17 protein-coding genes are annotated in these 19,854 nt (G+C 54.6%); 2 read left to right on the top strand and 15 right to left on the bottom strand.

What is annotated here, in order from left to right; genetic code table 11:
- Positions 1-29: 29 nt before the first annotated feature.
- The 4 genes from CU041_RS03425 to CU041_RS03410 form a co-directional block, all read right to left on the bottom strand.
- On the bottom strand, positions 30-1,007 hold the full coding sequence (locus CU041_RS03425; RefSeq protein ID WP_068519564.1) for a TAXI family TRAP transporter solute-binding subunit: 978 nt from the start codon (positions 1,005-1,007) through the stop codon (positions 30-32).
- A 204-nt stretch (positions 1,008-1,211) separates the two neighbouring features.
- Positions 1,212-2,045 (bottom strand): BKACE family enzyme, encoded by an 834-nt coding sequence (locus CU041_RS03420; protein ID WP_233432988.1) that lies wholly within the window; start codon positions 2,043-2,045, stop codon positions 1,212-1,214.
- Positions 2,042-3,418: an aspartate aminotransferase family protein gene (locus CU041_RS03415; protein WP_101245745.1), complete on the bottom strand. Its 1,377-nt coding sequence runs from the start codon at positions 3,416-3,418 to the stop codon at positions 2,042-2,044. The genes CU041_RS03420 and CU041_RS03415 overlap by 4 nt, the downstream gene beginning before the upstream one ends.
- 33 nt (positions 3,419-3,451) lie before the next feature.
- The gene (locus tag CU041_RS03410; protein WP_068519562.1) at positions 3,452-4,327 is read right to left on the bottom strand and encodes a MurR/RpiR family transcriptional regulator; all 876 of its coding nucleotides are present in this window, start codon (positions 4,325-4,327) and stop codon (positions 3,452-3,454) included.
- A gap of 278 nt (positions 4,328-4,605) precedes the next feature.
- Between CU041_RS03410 and CU041_RS03405 the strand changes: the two genes are divergently transcribed.
- Positions 4,606-5,700, top strand: a complete 1,095-nt coding sequence (locus CU041_RS03405; protein WP_068519561.1) for a response regulator — start codon at positions 4,606-4,608, stop codon at positions 5,698-5,700.
- Between the two features lie 28 nt (positions 5,701-5,728).
- On the opposite strand, the gene CU041_RS03400 is transcribed toward CU041_RS03405, so the two are convergent.
- Complete coding sequence (locus CU041_RS03400; RefSeq protein ID WP_267893498.1) at positions 5,729-7,534, bottom strand: asparagine synthetase B family protein; 1,806 nt, start codon at positions 7,532-7,534, stop codon at positions 5,729-5,731.
- Positions 7,535-7,593: 59 nt separating this feature from the next.
- Entirely contained in the window at positions 7,594-7,905 is a 312-nt protein-coding gene (locus tag CU041_RS03395; RefSeq protein ID WP_101245743.1) for a ribbon-helix-helix domain-containing protein, read from the bottom strand.
- Between the two features lie 75 nt (positions 7,906-7,980).
- Here CU041_RS03395 and CU041_RS03390 point away from each other — a divergent pair, with 75 nt between their 5' ends.
- Positions 7,981-8,766, top strand: a complete 786-nt coding sequence (locus CU041_RS03390) for a phosphodiesterase (protein ID WP_101245742.1) — start codon at positions 7,981-7,983, stop codon at positions 8,764-8,766.
- On the opposite strand, the gene queG is transcribed toward CU041_RS03390, so the two are convergent.
- The 9 genes from queG to CU041_RS03345 all read right to left on the bottom strand — a co-directional run bounded on the left by queG (position 8,767) and on the right by CU041_RS03345 (position 19,683).
- Positions 8,767-9,921, bottom strand: coding sequence for a tRNA epoxyqueuosine(34) reductase QueG (gene queG, locus CU041_RS03385; RefSeq protein ID WP_068519558.1), 1,155 nt, complete (start codon positions 9,919-9,921; stop codon positions 8,767-8,769). It lies immediately after the preceding gene.
- A 117-nt stretch (positions 9,922-10,038) separates the two neighbouring features.
- Positions 10,039-12,471: a TonB-dependent siderophore receptor gene (locus tag CU041_RS03380; protein ID WP_233432987.1), complete on the bottom strand. Its 2,433-nt coding sequence runs from the start codon at positions 12,469-12,471 to the stop codon at positions 10,039-10,041.
- A gap of 245 nt (positions 12,472-12,716) precedes the next feature.
- Positions 12,717-13,775 carry a FecR family protein gene (locus CU041_RS03375; RefSeq protein ID WP_101245741.1) on the bottom strand — a complete coding sequence of 353 codons (1,059 nt, stop codon included), beginning with the start codon at positions 13,773-13,775 and terminating at the stop codon, positions 12,717-12,719.
- Positions 13,776-13,869: 94 nt separating this feature from the next.
- Positions 13,870-14,394 (bottom strand): RNA polymerase sigma factor, encoded by a 525-nt coding sequence (locus CU041_RS03370; RefSeq protein ID WP_068519556.1) that lies wholly within the window; start codon positions 14,392-14,394, stop codon positions 13,870-13,872.
- Between the two features lie 212 nt (positions 14,395-14,606).
- Positions 14,607-15,074, bottom strand: coding sequence for a preQ(1) synthase (gene queF, locus CU041_RS03365; RefSeq protein ID WP_068519555.1), 468 nt, complete (start codon positions 15,072-15,074; stop codon positions 14,607-14,609).
- Positions 15,075-15,084: 10 nt separating this feature from the next.
- Positions 15,085-16,227, bottom strand: coding sequence for a tRNA guanosine(34) transglycosylase Tgt (tgt, locus tag CU041_RS03360; protein ID WP_101245740.1), 1,143 nt, complete (start codon positions 16,225-16,227; stop codon positions 15,085-15,087).
- Positions 16,228-16,233: 6 nt separating this feature from the next.
- Positions 16,234-17,286, bottom strand: coding sequence for a tRNA preQ1(34) S-adenosylmethionine ribosyltransferase-isomerase QueA (gene queA, locus CU041_RS03355; RefSeq protein ID WP_101245739.1), 1,053 nt, complete (start codon positions 17,284-17,286; stop codon positions 16,234-16,236).
- 91 nt (positions 17,287-17,377) lie between these two features.
- Positions 17,378-17,923, bottom strand: a complete 546-nt coding sequence (locus CU041_RS03350) for a VUT family protein (RefSeq protein WP_068519726.1) — start codon at positions 17,921-17,923, stop codon at positions 17,378-17,380.
- A 233-nt stretch (positions 17,924-18,156) separates the two neighbouring features.
- Positions 18,157-19,683, bottom strand: coding sequence for an inorganic phosphate transporter (locus CU041_RS03345; RefSeq protein ID WP_101245738.1), 1,527 nt, complete (start codon positions 19,681-19,683; stop codon positions 18,157-18,159).
- Between the last annotated feature and the right edge of the window lie 171 nt (positions 19,684-19,854).

The following is a 19,854-nucleotide window of genomic DNA, read 5'->3' as shown; positions in this document are numbered from 1 at the left end:
CAGAAACCTGCCCTCCGTTCCTGCCTGAATTACATCAGGCCTGCTTCTTTGTAGTATTTGACAGCGCCGTCATGCAGCGGTGCCGACAGGCCGTCTTTGACCATTTCTTCTTTGACGAGGTTCGCGAAAGCCGGATGCAGCTTTTTGAAATCGTCGAAGTTGTCAAAGACTGCTTTAACAACGTGGTAAACAACGTCCGCATCGGTTGCGGTCGAGGATACGAAGGTTGCGCCAACACCAAAGGTTTTGACGTCATCCGGGTTACCGCGATACATGCCGCCCGGAATGGTGGCAACACGGTAATACGGGTTTTCGGCAACCAGTTTGTCGATTGCATCGCCAGCAACTTCAACCAGAACCGAATCACAGGCAGTGGTTGCTTCCTGGATCGAACCGGACGGGTGACCAACGGTGTAGATCATCGCGTCGATCTTGTTGTCGCAAAGCGCCTGGGACTGTTCAGCCGGCTTGAGCTCGGATGCCAGTGCGAAATCGTCAAGAGTCCAGCCTTTGGCTGCCATAACGATGTCCATGGTGTCGCGCTGACCCGAACCCGGGTTACCGATGTTCACGCGCTTGCCTTTGAGGTCGTCAAAGGTTTTGATGCCGGCATCTGCACGGGCAACAACGGTGAACGGCTCCGGATGGACGGAGAAGACAGCACGAAGATCTTCGAACGGACCGACTTCGGAGAATGCTTTCTCACCATGCAGGGCATAGTACTGGATGTCGGACTGTGCAACACCAAGGTCCAGTTCGCCCGAACGGATGGTGTTGATGTTGTAGGACGAACCACCGGTGGATTCGACCGAGCAACGAATGCCGTGCTCTTTACGATCCTTGTTCACCAGACGGCAGATCGCGCCACCGGTCGGGTAGTAAACGCCGGTTACGCCACCGGTACCGATGGTGATGAAACGGTTTTCCTGTGCTGATGCCTGACCAGCAAAAAGCGATGCGCCAGCAATCGCTGCCACGGCAGTCGCTACTGCAATTAGTTTTTTCATTAGGATTAGCTCCCTTGTACACCCTGTTATAAGGCATCCAACCATTCTGGACGGAACAGTCGAATTATAGGGAAACACCAGTTAAATCAGGTGTTTCGACTTCCAGATTATAGGGTTGGGCGCTTTGAATTTAAAGCCCATAACCCCAAAACCTCCTGATAAAATTCAAACTTTCAGCATTTCAAGTGCTTGCGATGAGGCCTCCTACCATAATGGTTGCATGATCTGATTTGCTTGTTCGCCTGTCGCGATCTTGCGGCCCATCAAACGCGCACCGTCTCTTGCCTGCGCGATAAGGTCAGCATTACCCTGTGCCAATGATCCGTCAACCTTAAGATGATTATTCTCAAATCCGATACGCCCGTGACCACCCAGTCCGGCCCCGGTCAGGATACATGCATTTTCAAACGCACCAAACGCACACAGCATCCATTCCGACACATACGGGCTGGACCCGATGAATGGCAGCAACTCGACAGGATTGGACATCTGACCAACCGTGTAACGTCCCAGCACGAAAAGAACCGGAAACTTTTCGCCGGGCAGAATTCCCGCTTCGACCAGTTGGTTGAAACGCGCGACATCTTCGGGGGCATAAAGAATGAATTGCGGCAAGATACCCGCTTCACGCATGAATTCGCAAAATGCCCGGACCTGATCAAGGTCGGCATTTGGCGGGGCGATTTCGCGAATGGCAATCGACACCGCATCAGGCACAAGCGCACGCACCATGGCCATCTGCGCATCGGCATCATAGATGCCAACCGCCTCGGTCGTGACCTGCAACAGCATGTCCGGGCCGACGGCATTGCGCACTTCGGTCAACATCTCGCGATAGCGCCCGGCATCCAGACTGTGTTTCTGATCATCATCACGCACATGCAGATGCATCATTGCTGCCCCGGCCTTCTGGCAGGCAACCGCCTCGCGGGCGACCTCGGCCGGGGTGATCGGAATGTTGGGAAGATCGGTTTTGGTCTTGCGCGCACCATTGGGGGCCGCGGCAATCAGAAACGGGGTTTCACCATATGCCATCATGCCAGCCCCTCGGCGGCAAAGACGTCATCCAGTGCAGCTGCAAACAGATCAACAATCTTTGTAACATCGTCTTCGGTAACGATGAACGGGGGCGCAAACAGCACATGATCCCCGCGCACGCCATCAATTGTGCCCCCCATCGGATAGGCCATAAGACCACGGGCGAACGCCGCCTTTTTGATTTTCGCATTGATCTTGAGCGCCGGGTCAAACGGGTCCTTGGTTTCACGGTTTGCGACCAGTTCGACCCCTCGGAAAAGTCCGCGACCGCGAATATCGCCAACAAACGGGTGCTGCCCAAGCTTTGCCTGAAGCCCGTTCACAAGGTTTTCCCCCTGTTTGACCACATTGCCTAGCAAGTCACGATCGCGGATTGCCCGCTGGGTTGCCAGTGCCGCCGCACAGGCCGTGGCATGCCCCTGATAAGTATGGCCATGCTGGAAAAAGCCCGAACCGGTTGCAATGGCGTCATTGATCTTTTTGGAAACCAGAACCGCACCAATCGGCTGATATCCGGCGCCAAGTCCCTTGGCAATTGTTTGCAGATCGCCGGAAATGCCTTCCTGTTCGATCGCATGAAGGGTTCCGGTACGCCCCATGCCGCACATCACTTCATCAAGGATCAGCAACACACCGTACTGATCGCAAATCTCGCGAATGCGTTTGAAATAGCCCGGCACCGGTGCAAGGGCACCGGCCGTCGCACCGACAACCGGCTCGGCCACGAAGGCCGCAACACTATCGGCGCCAAGTTCAAGGATTGCAGTTTCAAGCTCATTGGCCACACGAAGACCATAGGTCTCCGGCGTTTCATCCGGGCGCTGGTCCCGATACTGATACACTGGTGCAATGTGGCTTGCGGTGATCAAAAGTGGCTCGAACTGTTTGCGCCGCCACATATTGCCGCCCACCGACAAGGCACCAAGCGTATTGCCATGATAGGACTGGCGACGTGCAATCACGTATTTGCGGTCCGGCTGCCCGATTTCCAGGAAATACTGACGCGCCATCTTAAGAGCGGCTTCGGTAGCCTCCGACCCGCCAGACACAAAGTAGACCTTGTCCATACCGGCCGGTGCGTTGGCCACCAGTTCATCAGCCAGTTCTTCCATCGCATCCGATGAAAAGAACCCGGAATGGGCATAGGCAATCTGATCGATCTGGGCATGCATTGCCGCACGAACATCCGGGTCGGAATGACCAAGGCATGACACGGCCGCACCGCCACAGGCATCAAGATAGCTTTTGCCATTCTGATCAAAGATATAAATGCCTTCACCGCGAACAGCACGCGGCGGTGTCGCCGTACTGGAACGATGCAGAACACGGGTGGTGGCATTGGGAACGGGATTGGTATTTGACACAGTCGTCATGTTCGGAAATCCGTATGGGGCTGCAGTTTTGCCCTAGTCTTCAAAATAGGTATCGAAAGCAGCAAGTTGTTCTTCTGCTGCGGAAATCCGCTGCAGGGCCTTTTGACCGCCACGCGCGACAAGCAGGGCAACAAGCGCCTGCATGACCGACAACGCAGCGGTAAAACTTTGGAAAAATGATTGCGACGTATCGCGCACAACCAGTTTGGTCATGGCATCAAGTGCAATCGGGGAAACGTCTGAATCACTGATTGCGATTACCGGGCAATGCTGGCTGCGCGCGAAATCAACGGCGCGGACCGTATCGCGGATATAGGGTTTGGCCGCCACCGCAATCATCAGATCGCGACGCCCGATACCGCGCAATTCATCCCCGAATGCGCCGGCATGACCATCAACCAGCACACCGTTATCGCGAAACAGCCGATAGGCATATGCAAACTGATATGCCGCCGGATACGCAGCCCCGCGCCCGACAATATAGACATGGCGCGCATTTTCGATTGCGGCACATGCCCTGATCATTCCGGCCATCAGATCGGGATTGAACGCAGCGCCGATATTGTCGATTTCGGTACGCGCGATGCTTTCAAGCAAATGTTCGTCACGATTGGCATCATGTTCGGTACTTTGCGTTTCACGGGCCCGCTGGGCATAGCTTGCGGGCTGATCAAGCAACCGGTTCTGATAGTGATCGCGAAATTCCTGCCATGTGCCAACCCCGATCGCCCCCATCAGACGGGTGATCGTGCTGGGCGGAACATCGGCAGCCGCGGCAAGTGCGCGCATCGACCGCAAGGCGACCTCGTTGGGATGATCCAGAATATAGCGCGCCGCTTTCTGCATCTGCGGACTTAGCTTGCCATAGTCGGAAATCAGTTTTTCGCGCAGATCGGAATACAAACCCATCTATCAGGCACCTTTGTGCAACAGGACACCTGAAATTACGCCACATGGCTTCGCACTTCGCAACATATGTTTCACCTGCTGCGGTCATTGAAACACATGTTTCAAACAAGTGTTTCACGCGTTTTGAGTGACTTAGATCCGTGACTGTTAAAAATCATGGACTTATTAGAAAAAACTGTAACAATATTAAGAGTCATACAAGAAACGTGAACGTTTCACCCAAAAAGAATCTTTGTGCCTTTTGGTAAGGGACTGGGCACCGAATCGGTAGGTGGCCAATGGAACATCGGATCATTGATGCACTTGCGCAGACGCAAGCAGGCATTGCTCTTTTTGACGCGGACGAACGGATTGTCTATGCCAATCCGGCGTGGGAGCAATTGATCACCGGTGTTGCCGAAGAAGATCTGATTTTCAACGAAACCGAACTTGCCGATGGCGGCATGATTTCCGTTTGCTTCGTCAAGCCACAGCTTCTGCCGCTTGATAAAATCAATCTCGAAAATTCGGCCAATGATTCCAAGATCGGGACCGTCATCATCGCCGATGACAGCGAAAGCAACCGCATGGTCGCCCGTCGTATCCTTCAAGCCGAAGGATACAGCATCGTTGAAGCAAGCAACGGACAAACGGTTCTGAACATGCTGCGCCGCGGGGTCAATGCCGACCTGATCCTGATGGATGTTGAAATGCCCGATATGGACGGCTTGCATACCACCCGCCGTATCCGCCACATGGCAGGACCGGTTTCACAAACCCCGATCATTGCGCTGTCGGCACATCAGTCGCGCGACTGGAATGTCATTGCCCGCCAATCCGGGGTCGATGAATTTATCAACAAACCGATCCAGCGCGAAAAGCTGATCGAAACCATGCATGACCTGATTTCGCGTGCACCGGGAACGGTCAGCAACGCCCAGTCTAAAAACTCGCCCCCGCCTCATCTGCGCAGTAAAAGCGCACGCATTGGTCGCCCGCCACGTCCGGAATCCCCGACAAGCCCGGTGCTTGATATCCGTGTTCTTGAACAGCTTTACAATGATGCCGGGGATGAAGGCGCAAAATGCGGCATCGACATATTCATCAATGAAACGGAATCACGGCTGGTCAAAATCGACAAGGCCCTGTCAGAAGATGACCTGAAAACCGTGCGCAACGAAGTCCATGCCCTTAAAAGCACGTCGGGGACCTTTGGATTACGTCAGTTGTCGGAATTGTGCGAAACGACCCAGTCGGTGTTTGAAGACAGCAACCTTGACGAAGAACGCGTGCTTTCATTGTCGCGCCAGGTCGTTCAACTGGCGCCAACCGCGCTGACCGCCCTTAATCTTTATCGCCGGTCGCGCAATATTGCCGGTGACAGCACGGCATAAGGCAAAACCACGCTGTTCCTGCCATTGGCTATTTCCCGTTGCGAACCATTGGCCAGACCGCCCAAACCAGAAGCGCCCAAACACTAAACGACATGTCCATATCCCGTCCCGATATGGCACGCTTCCAGCATTTGCGTTGTTCGGTTGATGTCATTCCCGTATGCGCAAACAGGTTTTGCAAAATCCGGGTCTCGTCCCCCCAGATGTATGGCCCCAGCATCGCCAGCCAGTTTGCAACAGGCGGATTGAAGCCGATCTTGCGATTGCGCAGATGCCAGTACGGAAGAAACGGCGCAACGACTTCACGCCAAACCGCTTTGCCGCCCCCGCGCAGGTGGGATATCCCCGGCACCTGGGATGCTTTGCGTACGATATCATGGCCCAACAATGGCGGCCGATATTCAAGCCCGAACGCCATCCCGCAAATATCAGCCATGACAAGCTGATTACCGGGCAAGGTCACATCACGATCAAACGTCATCATCTGATCGGCCAGCGGCCTTTTAACGTCAAAACCGCCATCATCGGGATGCCAACCCGCCGTCAGTTGGCTAATCGCACAACGGTTATTCCAAACCGTGAATGCTGTCTTTGCATCCCCTTGGCCGCCAGTCAGGAACCGCGACAATGCGCGATTGCCAATCCCCTGTCCGGCCTGTGCCGATAATCGCCGCAGGCTTGCTGGCAGATAGTGCCAGGCACTGTCAAACAACCGTGCGGCGCGATATCGCGGGTAACCGCCAAACAGCTCATCACCACCATCACCACTTAGACAGACCCGCACATCCCGCGCCACCCGTTCTGCCAGCTTCCAGTTCAAAACGATCGCAGGATTGGCAAAGGGTACTCCGACGGCTCTGAGTGCCGCTGTCAGAATATCTAAAATCTCGTCCGCCTTTTGCGGGGCCGAAACAATGCTTAATTCAAGTCCGAGATGCGCACACAATTTACGTGCCGCATCGGTTTCATCACGTCCCGGGTCATCGAACCCCATCGTGAATGCAGGTGGCGGATCACGATCATGCGCGCGCGCAATGTCGCATGCGATTGCCGCTACACCGGCACTATCAAGCCCGCCTGAAACCAGACAGCCAAGGGTGCAATCAACATCCATCGCATCGGCAACCGATTGACGAACATGTTGGCGCAAATTCGCGATTACATCCGGTATGGCCTGCCCCGGGCGTTCGGCGGTTGCCGGATGGGCGATTATGCTGCGCGATATTTTGCCATCCTGCCAACACAGGACCGTTCCCGGCTTCAGACGTTCTGTCTGGCGAAAACCGCTTGCCGGGGCAGGCACGAACAGATGGGCAAAGTAATCTGATGCAATGCTGTCATCGAATTGGCCTGCCCGTATTTCATCAAGTGCCGCCAGTTCCGAAGCAAAGGCAATGTCACCATTGGTGCGATGCGCAACATAAAGCGACTTGATCCCCAACGGATCGCAGGCCAGCCAAAGCCGCCTTTGCGTCCGGTCCCAAAGTGCCAGCGCGAACTGCCCGGAAAGACTGGCCAGAATATCGGCAACATCGCAATCATCCGCAACGGCACGCGCCAGCACTTGCAAGACAAGTTCGGCGTCACTGGAACTGCGTGGCAAACCACCGTCATTGTTCAGGCGGGCAATCTTGCGGCGGTGACCGGCAATATAGCCATTAAATACCAGAACGAATTTCCCGTCTGATGTCACCAATGGCTGATCCGCAGATGGATCGGGATCCGTGGTCATGAGCCGCGCACAGCCAAGTGCAACCGCTCCACCCATGGCATCATTCGGCTCTGTCCATATTGCTTGATGGTCAGGGCCACGATGGGACAGTTTTTGCAACATGCGCGCCATTGCCGGCTGATCAGTTGGTGCTGTTAGCCCGGCAATACCACACATCGACCTTATGCCTGTTTGTCCGGACCGGGTGCATCATCGGGTGCACCTGCTGCACCGGGGCCAGTTTGGGTTTGGCCGGGCGTTTGATTTGACGTTTGGCTGGCGAGGCGGTTTTGAAGGTCACGCAACACATAAAGGCGAAGCGCACTTGAAAGATTCCCGTCGCGATCGGAATCAATTTCGACAACAAGCTCCGCCAGGGTCACGTTGCGGCGTTCGGCAATACCGACCAGTTCCTGCCAGAACGCATCTTCAAGCGAAAAGCTGGTTCTGTGCCCGGCAATTGTCACTGATCTTTTACGAACGCTGTCATCCATCGGCGTTTATATCTTTTCATGTCTGGGAAAAACGAACATGATTTCAAATGCTTTTGATCATGATAGGGCATCGTCATGAAATTCATACATCTTTCCGATCTTCATATTCTGTCGCGCAACGACATGTCGCGTAAGCCCGATGCTGCGGCAACGCTGCGCAAGGTTATTGGCGAAGTCAATGCACTGCACCGTGATGCGGAAATTTGTGTAATTACCGGGGATATTACCCATCGTGGCACATCCGAACAGTACGAACATGCTGTTGATATCCTTTCGGAACTTGCCATTCCCTATCTGGTCATTCCGGGTAATCATGATATCCGCGAAGCATTCCGCGATGCGTTCCCGACCACCGATATTGATGCCAACGGCTTTGTCAATTTCGGTCAAACAATTGGCGGGGTTCGCTTTGTGATGATGGACAGCATCGTTCCCGATCATCATCACGGCACGTTATGTGATCGTCGTCTTGCATGGCTGCGTGACGAACTTGCCGCCCATCGCGATACACCGACTTTCCTGTTCATGCATCATCCGCCCTTTGAAATGGGTTTGCCTTTCATGGATACGATCCGGCTTGATGTTGAACATGAACTTGGCGAGATCGTTCAGGCAAACCGACAGATCAAACATCTGTTCTTTGGCCATCTTCACCGACCGGCAACCGGAACCTGGCTTGGTGTGCCATTTGTTCTGGCCAACAGCACCCAATGCGGGGAGCCGCTTGATTTCCGCCATGAAAAGGAAGAAGAACTCGAAGATCGCAACCCGCTTGGCCCGGGCTATGGCATCGGCTTTACCGATCCCAAGGGCGGACTTCGCTATCACTTTGATTTTGTGAAATTCGATATGGATTTGTAATCAGGCCGCGACCGGCACCAAATCCCATTCGTCGCGCACAATCGGGCTTTGTTCGGTGTCATAATGTTCAGCCTTCAGGGCATCAAATGCCGTGTTGCTCATCAAACGCGAAAGCGCCCAAACGGCACTGGCACGGATCAGAGCACTTTCATCGGCAAGCAAGGCGGTGATTTTCGGGATCAGCCGTTCTGAGCAGCTGTTGCCTGCGGCGATCAGAACGTTGCGCAAAAACTTTGCCCGTCCGATGCGCTTGATCGGTGACCCGGTAAAGAATGCACGAAATGACGCATCATCAAGATCAAGAAAATCCGCCAGTCGCGGTGCGGTCAATTCGGCACGCGGGATAAAGGCAAGTTCTTCGGTGCGGCTGGCAAATTTGTTCCAGGGACAGGCCGCCAGACAATCATCACAGCCATAGATACGATTGCCCATTGCCGTTCGGAATTCACCCGGGATCGGCCCGTCATGTTCGATCGTCAAATAGGAAATGCATTTGCGCGCATCAAGCTTGTAAGGCGCCGGAAAGGCATTAGTCGGACAGGCTGAAAGACATTTCGAACATGACCCGCAATGATCGATTTCCGGTTCTGCCTGTGCAAATTCGATGGTGGTAAAGACCTCGCCCAGAAACAGCCAGCTGCCAAATTCCCGCGATACCAGATTGGTATGCTTGCCCTGCCAGCCAATCCCCGATGACTGGCCAAGCGGCTTTTCAAGAACAGGGGCGGTATCAACAAACACTTTGACCTGTTCTGTTCCACCGGATTGCTCAACCAGCCAGCGGGCCAGCTGTTTCAGGCGTTTTTTGATCAGGTCGTGGTAATCCTTGTTGCGGGCATAAACCGAAATCATCGCCCGGTCCGGGTGATCAAGCAGCGCCATCGGATTTTCGGCCGGGCCATAATTGCTGCCCAGAACAATCACCGATTTGACATCCGGCCACAGCATTTCCGGATCGCGCCGGCGCGGCAGACGTTCGGGATCATTCATCCAGGCCATCGACCCGTATTCACCCGCGGCAACAAATTCATCCAGACGCTGCTGATTGCGCGGATCAATTTCCGGACGCGCCACCCCACAGACATCAAAGCCGATTTCACGGGCTTTGGCCTCAAGCATGTCAAAGGTGATGGTCTTGCGCGTCTTGGTGGTCATGGCATCAGTCGGGCTTGTCTTGTTTGGGCCTCTCTCTGCTGCCTTATATAATCATCTGCCTGAAACGCAAAAGGCCGCAGCACGATGCTGCGGCCCTTGATTGGAAAGTAGTGCTCATCAGAACCGATAGCGCACGGTCGCAAGGATCGAACGTTCCTCGCCATAGTAACAGTTGTCCGATGATGACGTGATCAAACAGGACGCGACATATTCTTCGTCGAGCAGGTTGTTCACATTCACCCGAAGGTCGGTGTTTTCAAGACCGACATTGGCCATGTCATAGTTCAGCGACAGGTCAAAGATGGTGTAATCCGGAACCGTGATGGTGTTGGTTTCATTGGCTGCCATTTCACCGACAAACCGTGCACCGGCACCAATGGAAAGGCCATTCAACGCCCCGGAATAGAACGAATAGTTGCCCCAAAGTGATGCCATATGTTCAGGCACCTGCATCGGCTGTTTGCCGTCCTTGGTATCGCCCGGCGCGTCATAGGCCGCGTCGGTATAGGTATAAGACGCCATCACACTCAGGTTTTCGTTCAGGTTCGCACGTGCTTCAAGCTCAAGCCCCTGACTGACGATCTTGCCGACCGGATCATAGGCATAGGTCGATGAGTCGTAAATCGCGACATTATCCTGCTCTAGATAGAAGGCCGCCGCACTCAAAAGAAGGTTGCCGTTCTCGGGCTGGTATTTCACACCCGCCTCATACTGCGTGCCTTCTGACGGTTCGATCGGATTGCCCGCGACATCGGAATAAAGGCTTGGGTTAAAAGATTCGGAATAGCTGACATACGGCGCGACACCATTATCAAACAGATAAAGCACCCCTGCCCGCTTGGTGAGCTTCTGACGGTCTTCACCGGTGTTCTTCTGTGTCAGGCGGTCATGCTTGGTGGTTTCGACCCAATCCTGGCGCAAACCAAGGGAAAAACGCCATTTTTCGTATTCCAACTGGTCTTCAAGATAAAGACCGGCTTGTTCAAGCGTCTGCACTTTGCTGTTTGTCGGCGCGCCAATCGTCACACCGGTGTTGCCATATACCGGGTTAAAGGCATTGATGCTTGATGCGCTTGGGAACTGCCAGGCATTTTCAACGCGGCGATGCTGATAATCAAAGCCACCCAAAACGGTATGGTCGATATCCGCTGTCGCAAATTCGGCCTGAAGCTGGTTATCGACGGCATAGGCGCGCATGTCTTCGTCACCACCGCCATAGCGCCGGTTCAGGTTATCAGACGATCCATCCCAGCCGGTCTGATAGATCTGATCGATATGGACCGATGCATCAAGAAAACGGAAATTCTGGCGCGCTGTCAGACTGTCATCAAAATCATGTTCGAACTGATATCCGACCATGTTCTGGGTTCTTTCGAACGCTTCGAGCGACGGGTCACCATCAAAAAATCCGGTCGAGATGTATTTGCCATTGCGCGGGAACAAGGTGCCCTCTGAGGGCAGACCGTTATGGGTTCCGCCTTCGGGATCCTTTTGCAGATATGCCATCAGGGTAACACGGGTATCATCCGTGAAGTTCGCCGTCAGCGAAGGTGCAATCGCGTAACGTTCTTCTTCGGTACCGGTATATTGGGTGTCTGCTGCGTCCGCCTTGCCCGTCACGCGAAAAGCAAGCTTTCCGGCGTCATCAAGCGGACCGGTAAGATCAAAACCGATACCGCGTTGATTGCGGTTGCCATAGGAAACCTCAATCTCGCCCTGCTGTTCGAACTGCGGCTTTTTGCTTGAAAGCGCAACGATCCCCCCCGGTGAACTGCGTCCGTACAGGACAGAAGCCGGGCCTCTGACAACGTCTGCGCGTTCAACAAAATACGGGTCGATCTGCATCGAGCTATAAGTCGAGTCATCGCCCATGGTTTTGAGGCCATCAAGATAAATATTATCAATCGACCGGTCTACCAGCCCGCGCAGGATCACATAATCATAGCGGTTTGACGCCCCGACCTGTCCGGTAAAGGCACCGGGGGTATAGCGCATGGCCTGCATGATGGTTTGCGAACCCTGATCTTCCATCTGATCCTGCGTCACGACAGTGATGCTTTGTGATGTTTCAAGGATCGGTGTCCCGGTCTTGGTCGCGGCCAGTGATTGCGTGGCGATATATCCCTCAACAGGGCCATCCGCCTTTTCGCCGACACTGTTTGCCTCAATCCGGATGGCGTCGGTGACGTTTTCGCCAGTTTCGGAAAGCGGCTCAATTGTAATCGTGCCACCATCGGTGTAGCGCCAAAAATGACCCGTTCCGCTCAGAAGACGATCAAGAGCCGCATCAACAGTCATCTCGCCCTTAAGTTCCGGGGCTTGCAGCCCGTTCAGTCCCTGGGATGGGAAAAGCAGCTTCAGGTTGGCCTGATCGGCAAAACTGGTCAGCGCACGGTCAAGTTCCTGTGCCGGGATATCAAGGCGTACGACAGTCGACTGCGCGACTTCAGCATCAATCGATACCGGTGCTTGCTGTTCGGTCGCGTGTGCGACGATCGGGCACGTTGCCGCGATCCCCGAGATCACCGTGGTTGCAGCCAGACGGCGCATCCATCCATTACGTAAAGTCCCACTCCGCTGCGCAGCTTTTTGACTAACTGCGACCTGCGCCATCATATTCGTTGAATTCATCATAAGTCTTCCGGTCATTCCCCTGTTTGCGAATGATTATAAGAACCGAAATCATTCGCTTTTGACCTTAAGACGATCTGACCCAACGCGATTTGCACCGGATTTTTCAATTTTTTTCGATTTTATTGGAAAAGGCCCGAAAACCGACTAGCCGGGAACAGGATTTAGTAGATCACCGTCAAAAGCGGCAACCTGACAACCCGGGCATTCATTGCCTGTTCCAGCGTATCAAGCAATGCATCAAGATCAGCAATGTCAAATACACCGGTAACTTTCAAGTTATGGACTGCATCACGGGCAATGACGATGCGTTCGGCCTTATAGCGCTGAACTTCATCAATCACATCGCCCAAGGGACGGTTGTTAAAGATCAGCTTGCCGCGTTGCCAGCTTCCATACGCAGCCAGGTCAACGGTTCCATCTGCCTGCGGGCCACGACCATCCTGATAAACGGCGCGATCCCCGGCCAAAAGGCGTATGCTGCTTCCGACACCGGTACTGACTTCAACGATACCTTCGCGCACCGTAACATTCACATGATCATCTTTGATGCGAACGCCATAGACGGTGCCAACGGCCATGGCTTCGCCACCCTGGGCGGAAACGATAAAGGGATGTTGCGCATCCTTGGCCACATCAAAGATCACCTCGCCCGCGGCCAGATCAACCCGTCGCACCCCGTCAGAGAAATCAATGGAAAAGGCCGACGCCGTATTCATGTGGGCCACCGTACCGTCCGGCAGATTGACGGTTTTAGCCCCCCCGATATCAGTGCTGTATTGTGCATTCCAGCGTGCCCAGATGTCGCTTTGCATGCCAGCCCCGGTCACAATCATCAAAACAAATGCACAAAGCGATGCAGCCGTCAGGGCAAACCGGCGTGTGCCAAACCTTGCAACAGAACGGGCTGCCGGACGCCGTTTTGTTCGTGCTGGGCTATTTGGCTTTGCTGCATTTGGTGACAATGGCGCAACGTGCCCCGTCCAATCCTGCGCGGTTTGCGTTTGATCCACCGCCCCGAACAACGCCTCTGCATCGCGGACCGCGCGCATATGCGCATCACTTTGGGCGGACCATTTGGCAAATGCCTGACGATCATGATCCGTCGCATCATCGGATTGCAGACGCACAAGCCAGTCAATGGCCTGATCGCTTAATGCGACCATGTCATTGTCATAGCCTTGCAGAGCTGGCTGCTGATGTGCGGATGCACCCGAATTCAAAGTAACCGTCCCCGATCCTGTGCCGCCTTTGACAAACGGCTATTCCTGTTATTAAGACGAGTGAGCAGAACAAATGATGCCATTTTTTTTGACATTATTTTTCGCCCCCTGCCAAAAGCGCATCACGGCAATGCTTTAAGGCGCGACCAATATATTTCGCGACCATGCTGTTGGAAACACCAAGTTTCTCGGCAATCTCGGTATGGGACAAACCTTCGACCCGGAACATCAGCAATGCTGCACGGGCATTTTCCGGCAACTGGTTCAATGCCTGATCAAGCAGTTTGACCTGTTCACGCGACAGATAAATTCTTTCCGGGCCGGGTTCGGGATCACTGATTTCCGATGCACCATCTGCGCCGTCATGATGGGCCGATTGGCGGCGGTCGCTTCTGATCTGATCAATCGCAAGGTTACCCGCCACGCGATAGATATAGGCCCGGGGATTATCGATCTCGTCGTCAGTATCTGGCGTTCTGGCAAGGCGCACAAAGGTGTCCTGGGCAACATCGGCGGCACGTTCGGAATCACCATTCAGCTTTCGGGTCAGAAACCGCAAAAGCTGTTCATAGTTTTCCTGAAAACTCGCAATAAGGACTGATGCGCTTTGGCGCGCCATCGCCGTTTTCCAACCAAGCCAGTAACACAAACCCGGCAGGTTCCCCTGCCCGGCTTCTGACTTAGCAGGATCAATTGAAAATGACAATGCGAATAATTATCAACAACTGATCATACCCTTGCCAAAATCGCACGAAAAAGGCGGCCTTGCGAAACAAGGCAGCCCTTTGAATTCTTTGCCATCGGTCCGCCAATCCAGACCGATGCGCCAGACTATCCGCGCCCGCGATACGGGGCTACGCCCTGTTCCGGGATCCACACACCTTCGGGTGCGGCACCGGTTTGATAAAACACATCAATCGGAATACCGCCGCGCGGATACCAGTATCCGCCAATGCGCAGCCATTTCGGATCAAGCGTTTCAACAATGCGTTTGCCGACCTTGATCGTGCAATCTTCATGGAATGAACCATGATTGCGGAACGACGTCAGAAACAGCTTCAGCGATTTGCTTTCGACCAACCAGTCACCCGGCACATAGTCGATGACCAAATGGGCGAAATCGGGCTGCCCGGTGATCGGGCAAAGGGATGTGAATTCCGGTGCGACAAAGCGCACACAGTAATCTGTTCCGGCCTGCGGGTTCTGAACACGTTCAAGAACGGCTTCGTCCGGGGATGCCGGTTGTACCGTGTCACCGCCCAGCATGGTCAGATTGTCGTAAATGGTCTGATCGGCCATGACAGCCTCCTTAATCTTCGATGATCGGCACGGGATCGATATCCCCGCCTTCCTGTCCGGCATGGAAATCGCGCGCAAAGGCCTCCATCCGGCCTTCGGCAATGGCTTCGCGCATGCCGCGCATCAAATCCTGATAATAGGCAAGGTTATGCCAGGTCAGCAGAACCGCACCCAGAATTTCACCCGCCTTGATCAGATGATGCAGATAGGCCCGCGAATATTTTGTACAAGCCGGGCAATTGCACTGATCATCAAGCGGACGATCATCATCGCGATGACGGCCATTCTTAAGGTTCAAGGTCCCGCGATGGGTAAAGGCCTGCGCATTGCGGCCCGAACGGGTCGGAAGAACGCAATCAAACTGATCAATCCCGCGCATCACCGCACCAACAAGATCAGACGGCTTGCCAACCCCCATCAGGTAACGCGGCTTGTTGGCCGGCAGCATATCGACGCAGAAATCAAGCGTATCAAACATGATCTGCTGGCCTTCGCCAACTGCAAGACCACCAACCGAATGGCCCGGAAGATCAAGCTCGGCCAGCTTCTCCGAACTTTCACGACGCAGGTTTTCAAAAACGCTGCCCTGCTGAATGCCATAAAGCGCATAGCCTTCGCGTTCGACAAAGGCGTCCTTGGACCGCTTGGCCCAGCGCATCGACATCTGCATGCTTTCGCGGGCCTGCTGCTCGGTTGCCGGGAACGGCGTGCATTCATCAAAGGCCATGGTGATGGTCGAGCCCAGCAAATGCTGGATTTCCATCGAGCGTTCCGGCGTCAGGTTAAACTTGCGCCCGTCAATGTGGCTTTTGAAGGTGACACCTTCTTCGGTGATCTTGCGCAATTTTGCCAGCGACATGACCTGATACCCGCCACTGTCAGTCAGGATCGGCTTGTCCCAGTTCATGAATTTATGCAGGCCACCAAGACGCGCAATGCGTTCCGCACCCGGACGCAGCATCAAATGGTACGTATTGCCAAGAAGGATTTGCGCACCGGTATCGGCGACGTTTTCCGGCAACATGCCCTTAACCGTGGCGGCAGTCCCCACCGGCATGAAAGTCGGCGTATCGATCACGCCGTGCGCGGTGTGGATGCGCCCCAAACGGGCCTTGCCATCCTGGGCAAGCAATTCATAGCGAAATTCGGTCATGACAATTTATGTCCGTGCATCAATTTTACTGGCGCATTCAAGCAGACTGCAATCGCCATAAGAATAAAAACGGTATTCGTTTTCGATCGCGTGGTTATAGGCGGCCTTCATGCGTTCAAACCCGGCAAAGGCCGAAACCAGCATGAACAGGGTCGAACGCGGCAGATGGAAGTTGGTCAAAAGCATGTCGACCGCGCGGAACTTATACCCCGGCGTGATAAAGATGTCGGTTTCCGCTTCGAACGGTTCAACCACACCATCTTCGCGCGCCGCACTTTCAAGCAGGCGCAGCGACGTCGTACCCACCGCAACAACGCGTCCGCCATTGGCGCGCGTTTCGTTGATCAGATCAGCGATTTCCTTGCTGATCGATCCCCATTCCGCATGCATTTTATGGTCATCGGTATCATCAACCTTGACCGGAAGGAACGTGCCCGCCCCGACATGCAGGGTAATGGTGCGGCGATTGATCCCGCGCGCATCCAGATTGGCCAAAAGTTCCGGGGTAAAATGCAGGCCCGCCGTCGGGGCTGCAACAGCACCATCTTTTTGGGCAAAGATGGTCTGATAATCGGATTTGTCCTGATCACTGCCGCCGGCTTCGCGACGGATATAGGGCGGCAACGGCATGACACCGTATTTTTCAAGTGCCGCGATCAGGTCGGCACCCGAACGGTTGAATTTCAGCGTAACCTCGCCGCCATCCTTCTTATCAAGCACTTCGGCTTCGAATTCGTCATTGACCTTGAAGGTTTCCCCGATCCGAAGCTTTTTGGCCGGCTTTGCAAACGCCACCCATTCGGCCAGTCCTTCCTGCTTGTGCAGGGTGACTTCGACCTTGGCGTCTCCGCGCTTGCCAAACAGGCGCGCCGGGATCACGCGGGTATCATTGGAAATAAGCAAATCACCCGGGCGCAAAATATCGGGCAGTTCGCGCACGATACGGTCGGTCATTCCGCCAGCAGACAGATCAAGCATGCGTGCAGCATCACGCGGATTTGCCGGATGTTCGGCAATGCGTTCGCGCGGCAATTCGAAATCGAACAGATCGACTTTCATGGATCGGGATTATTCCGGTTGATTGGACAAACAATTGAAGGGGCGTTTTATGCGCCCCTTCGTTCAAAACCACAAGGCTTGGCGCGTCATATCAGCCCTGTGCCGGTTCCGCATTCAGGCGCGGCGTTACCACCGCCATCAACAGACGGAACGGCGCAAGACAGGTCAGCGCCATGATCACCTTGGCGGTGAAATCACCCAATGCCCAGGTATCCCACGGAAGACCGGTACCGGCAAAGGCGATCGAAAAGAACAATGCCGTATCAACAGCCGAACCGATGCCAGATGAAACAAGCGGTGCTTTCCACCAGGTTGCCTGACGCAGTTTGTCAAAGATGGTGACATCAAGCATCTGGGCAATCAGGAAAGCAGTACCGGACGCAATGGCGATCCGCGTATCCGCAAGGATCAGCGACAACACAACAGCCAGGGCAAAGCCCGCCAGCACAACAATACGTGCGGCCCCTGCACCGCGTGCACGGTTGGTCAGATCGGTTACCAGAAACGCCACCGGATAGGTAAAGGCGCCATAGGTCAGCCAATCTGCCAACACACCCGGAAGCGGGTATTCGACCAGAATGTTCGACGCAACAACAGTCGCTGCCATTGCCAGAATGCCGAAAATGATCGCTTTCATCTTTTCGTCCTTCAAAAAGGTGAACCCACGCATAACAAATCTCGCGGCCCACCTTACTGGGCGACGATCAAGACCGGGTTCGGGTAACTTTGGTTGGGGCGCTGTTTACGCCCCGCCCCCCGTATGGTCAAGGAAAAACGGCGGCCAGGTTACCCTGACCGCCGCTGCAGATCGCTGCAAGTCGCCCCGGGGAAAGTGGGACGCCGTGCCGCGAAACTTTATTCTTATTGCAATTACAGCATGATACCGCGAATGGTGAAGAACAGCAGCGCCCCAAGGAAGGCACCGGCCGGAACCGTCACCACCCAGGCTGTTGCAATCGTCACCGCATAGCGACGGCGCACCAGAAGCCGCTTGCGCAGTTTCTTCTCGGCCCGTTCGGCTTCGTTCGGATCAATCTGACGCAATGCTTCGAGATGTTCGTCGGACTGTTCGCCTTCCGGCGCGTCCACCAGCATCGGCGGTGCCACCTGACGACGACGATGCGACAGGCTTTCACGCAGGAAACCGACACCAAACACCGCGCCGACCGCAATGTGGGTCGAGCTGACAGGAAGACCGAGTGCCGAGGCCACAATCACGGTCAATGCCGCCGAAAGTGCAACCGTATAGGCACGGATCGGATCAAGTTTGGTGATTTTGGAGCCAACGGTTTTGATCAGTTTCGGACCAAACAGGATCAGACCAGCCGAAATACCAAGCGCACCAATCACCATAACCCAGATCGGGATCGGGGCCTTGGTCACGATTTCACCGCTATCCACACCCGATACGATGGCTGCAAGCGGGCCAATCGCGTTGGCAACGTCGTTAGAGCCGTGGGCAAAGGACAAAAGAGCTGCCGACACAACAAGCGGAATACGGAACAGCGATGCAATTTCCTTACGCCGTCCGGTCATCGATGCCGATGCACGGATCACGGCCTTGCGAACCGGAATGACCGTAATGAAGAATGCGGCGATACCAATGGCAATCACAACCGGGGTATCGGCCTTCCAGACTTTCTTCACACCCTTCATCATCAGATACATCGAGAATGCCGAAACCATCACGCCCACAAGGATCGGAACCCATTTGCGTGCGGCCGCAACGCGGTCTGCGGTATAGATGATGCGGAATTTGATAAAGGCCAAGAAGCCCGCGGCAATCAGACCACCCAGGACCGGGGAAATCACCCAGCTGGCAGCAATGGTGCCCATGGTCGGCCAGTTGACGGCGCCAAGCCCGACGGCAGCCATGCCAGCACCCATCACACCGCCAACGATCGAATGCGTGGTTGATACCGGCGCCCCGAGCCAGGTCGCCAGGTTCAGCCAAAGGGCAGCCGCCAAAAGCGCCGCCATCATCGCCCAGACAAAGGTCTGGGCATCAGGCATCTGGTTTGGATCGATAATGCCGTTCTTGATGGTCCCGACAACGTCGCCACCGGCAATGATCGCACCTGCGGCTTCGAAAACGGCGGCAATCAACAGCGCACCAACCATGGTCAGTGCTTTTGAGCCGACCGCAGGACCAACATTGTTGGCAACATCATTGGCACCGATATTGAGCGCCATGTAACCGCCGATCACAGCAGCGGCGATCAGGAAGCCACTTTGCGGCAGTCCACCCATGTGAAAGGCGACAAACGCACTACAGGCAAGCAGGAAAACAATGGCAAGACCAAGTTTTGCACTGATCGACGCAGTTGCGCCCATCCCGGCATCCATGCGCTTTTGCCACTTGAGGTCCTTATCCAGAGCAGTTTTTTTAACCGACATAATCAACCGTTACCACAAAAGGGAATCGACGCGCGGATCATGTCGAAGCCGAGCCCGTTTGTTAAGGTTTTTTTGCCGTTATATTACAACATACGAACAACCGTCTGAGGACAAACGAAAAACGGCCCCGCAATGCAGGGCCGTTTTCTGTGTCATCACGATGCCGCACAC

This window comes from Thalassospira povalilytica (assembly GCF_002844235.1).
Taxonomy (GTDB): Bacteria; Pseudomonadota; Alphaproteobacteria; order Rhodospirillales; family Thalassospiraceae; genus Thalassospira; species Thalassospira povalilytica.
Note: the sequence above shows the minus strand (reverse complement) of the source record. Positions and strands in the feature narration are given on the sequence as shown.

What these genes read in the sequence shown, in the direction of transcription:
- CU041_RS03425 (WP_068519564.1), bottom strand. Translation starts at nt 1,007, where the DNA reads ATGAAAAAACTAATTGCAGTAGCGACTGCCGTGGCAGCGATTGCTGGC.
- CU041_RS03420 (WP_233432988.1), bottom strand. Translation starts at nt 2,045, where the DNA reads ATGATGGCATATGGTGAAACCCCGTTTCTGATTGCCGCGGCCCCCAAT.
- CU041_RS03415 (WP_101245745.1), bottom strand. Translation starts at nt 3,418, where the DNA reads ATGACGACTGTGTCAAATACCAATCCCGTTCCCAATGCCACCACCCGT.
- CU041_RS03410 (WP_068519562.1), bottom strand. Translation starts at nt 4,327, where the DNA reads ATGGGTTTGTATTCCGATCTGCGCGAAAAACTGATTTCCGACTATGGC.
- CU041_RS03405 (WP_068519561.1), top strand. Translation starts at nt 4,606, where the DNA reads ATGGAACATCGGATCATTGATGCACTTGCGCAGACGCAAGCAGGCATT.
- CU041_RS03400 (WP_267893498.1), bottom strand. Translation starts at nt 7,534, where the DNA reads ATGTTGCAAAAACTGTCCCATCGTGGCCCTGACCATCAAGCAATATGG.
- CU041_RS03395 (WP_101245743.1), bottom strand. Translation starts at nt 7,905, where the DNA reads ATGGATGACAGCGTTCGTAAAAGATCAGTGACAATTGCCGGGCACAGA.
- CU041_RS03390 (WP_101245742.1), top strand. Translation starts at nt 7,981, where the DNA reads ATGAAATTCATACATCTTTCCGATCTTCATATTCTGTCGCGCAACGAC.
- queG (WP_068519558.1), bottom strand. Translation starts at nt 9,921, where the DNA reads ATGACCACCAAGACGCGCAAGACCATCACCTTTGACATGCTTGAGGCC.
- CU041_RS03380 (WP_233432987.1), bottom strand. Translation starts at nt 12,471, where the DNA reads ATGCGCCGTCTGGCTGCAACCACGGTGATCTCGGGGATCGCGGCAACG.
- CU041_RS03370 (WP_068519556.1), bottom strand. Translation starts at nt 14,394, where the DNA reads ATGGCGCGCCAAAGCGCATCAGTCCTTATTGCGAGTTTTCAGGAAAAC.
- queF (WP_068519555.1), bottom strand. Translation starts at nt 15,074, where the DNA reads ATGGCCGATCAGACCATTTACGACAATCTGACCATGCTGGGCGGTGAC.
- tgt (WP_101245740.1), bottom strand. Translation starts at nt 16,227, where the DNA reads ATGACCGAATTTCGCTATGAATTGCTTGCCCAGGATGGCAAGGCCCGT.
- queA (WP_101245739.1), bottom strand. Translation starts at nt 17,286, where the DNA reads ATGAAAGTCGATCTGTTCGATTTCGAATTGCCGCGCGAACGCATTGCC.
- CU041_RS03350 (WP_068519726.1), bottom strand. Translation starts at nt 17,923, where the DNA reads ATGAAAGCGATCATTTTCGGCATTCTGGCAATGGCAGCGACTGTTGTT.
- CU041_RS03345 (WP_101245738.1), bottom strand. Translation starts at nt 19,683, where the DNA reads ATGTCGGTTAAAAAAACTGCTCTGGATAAGGACCTCAAGTGGCAAAAG.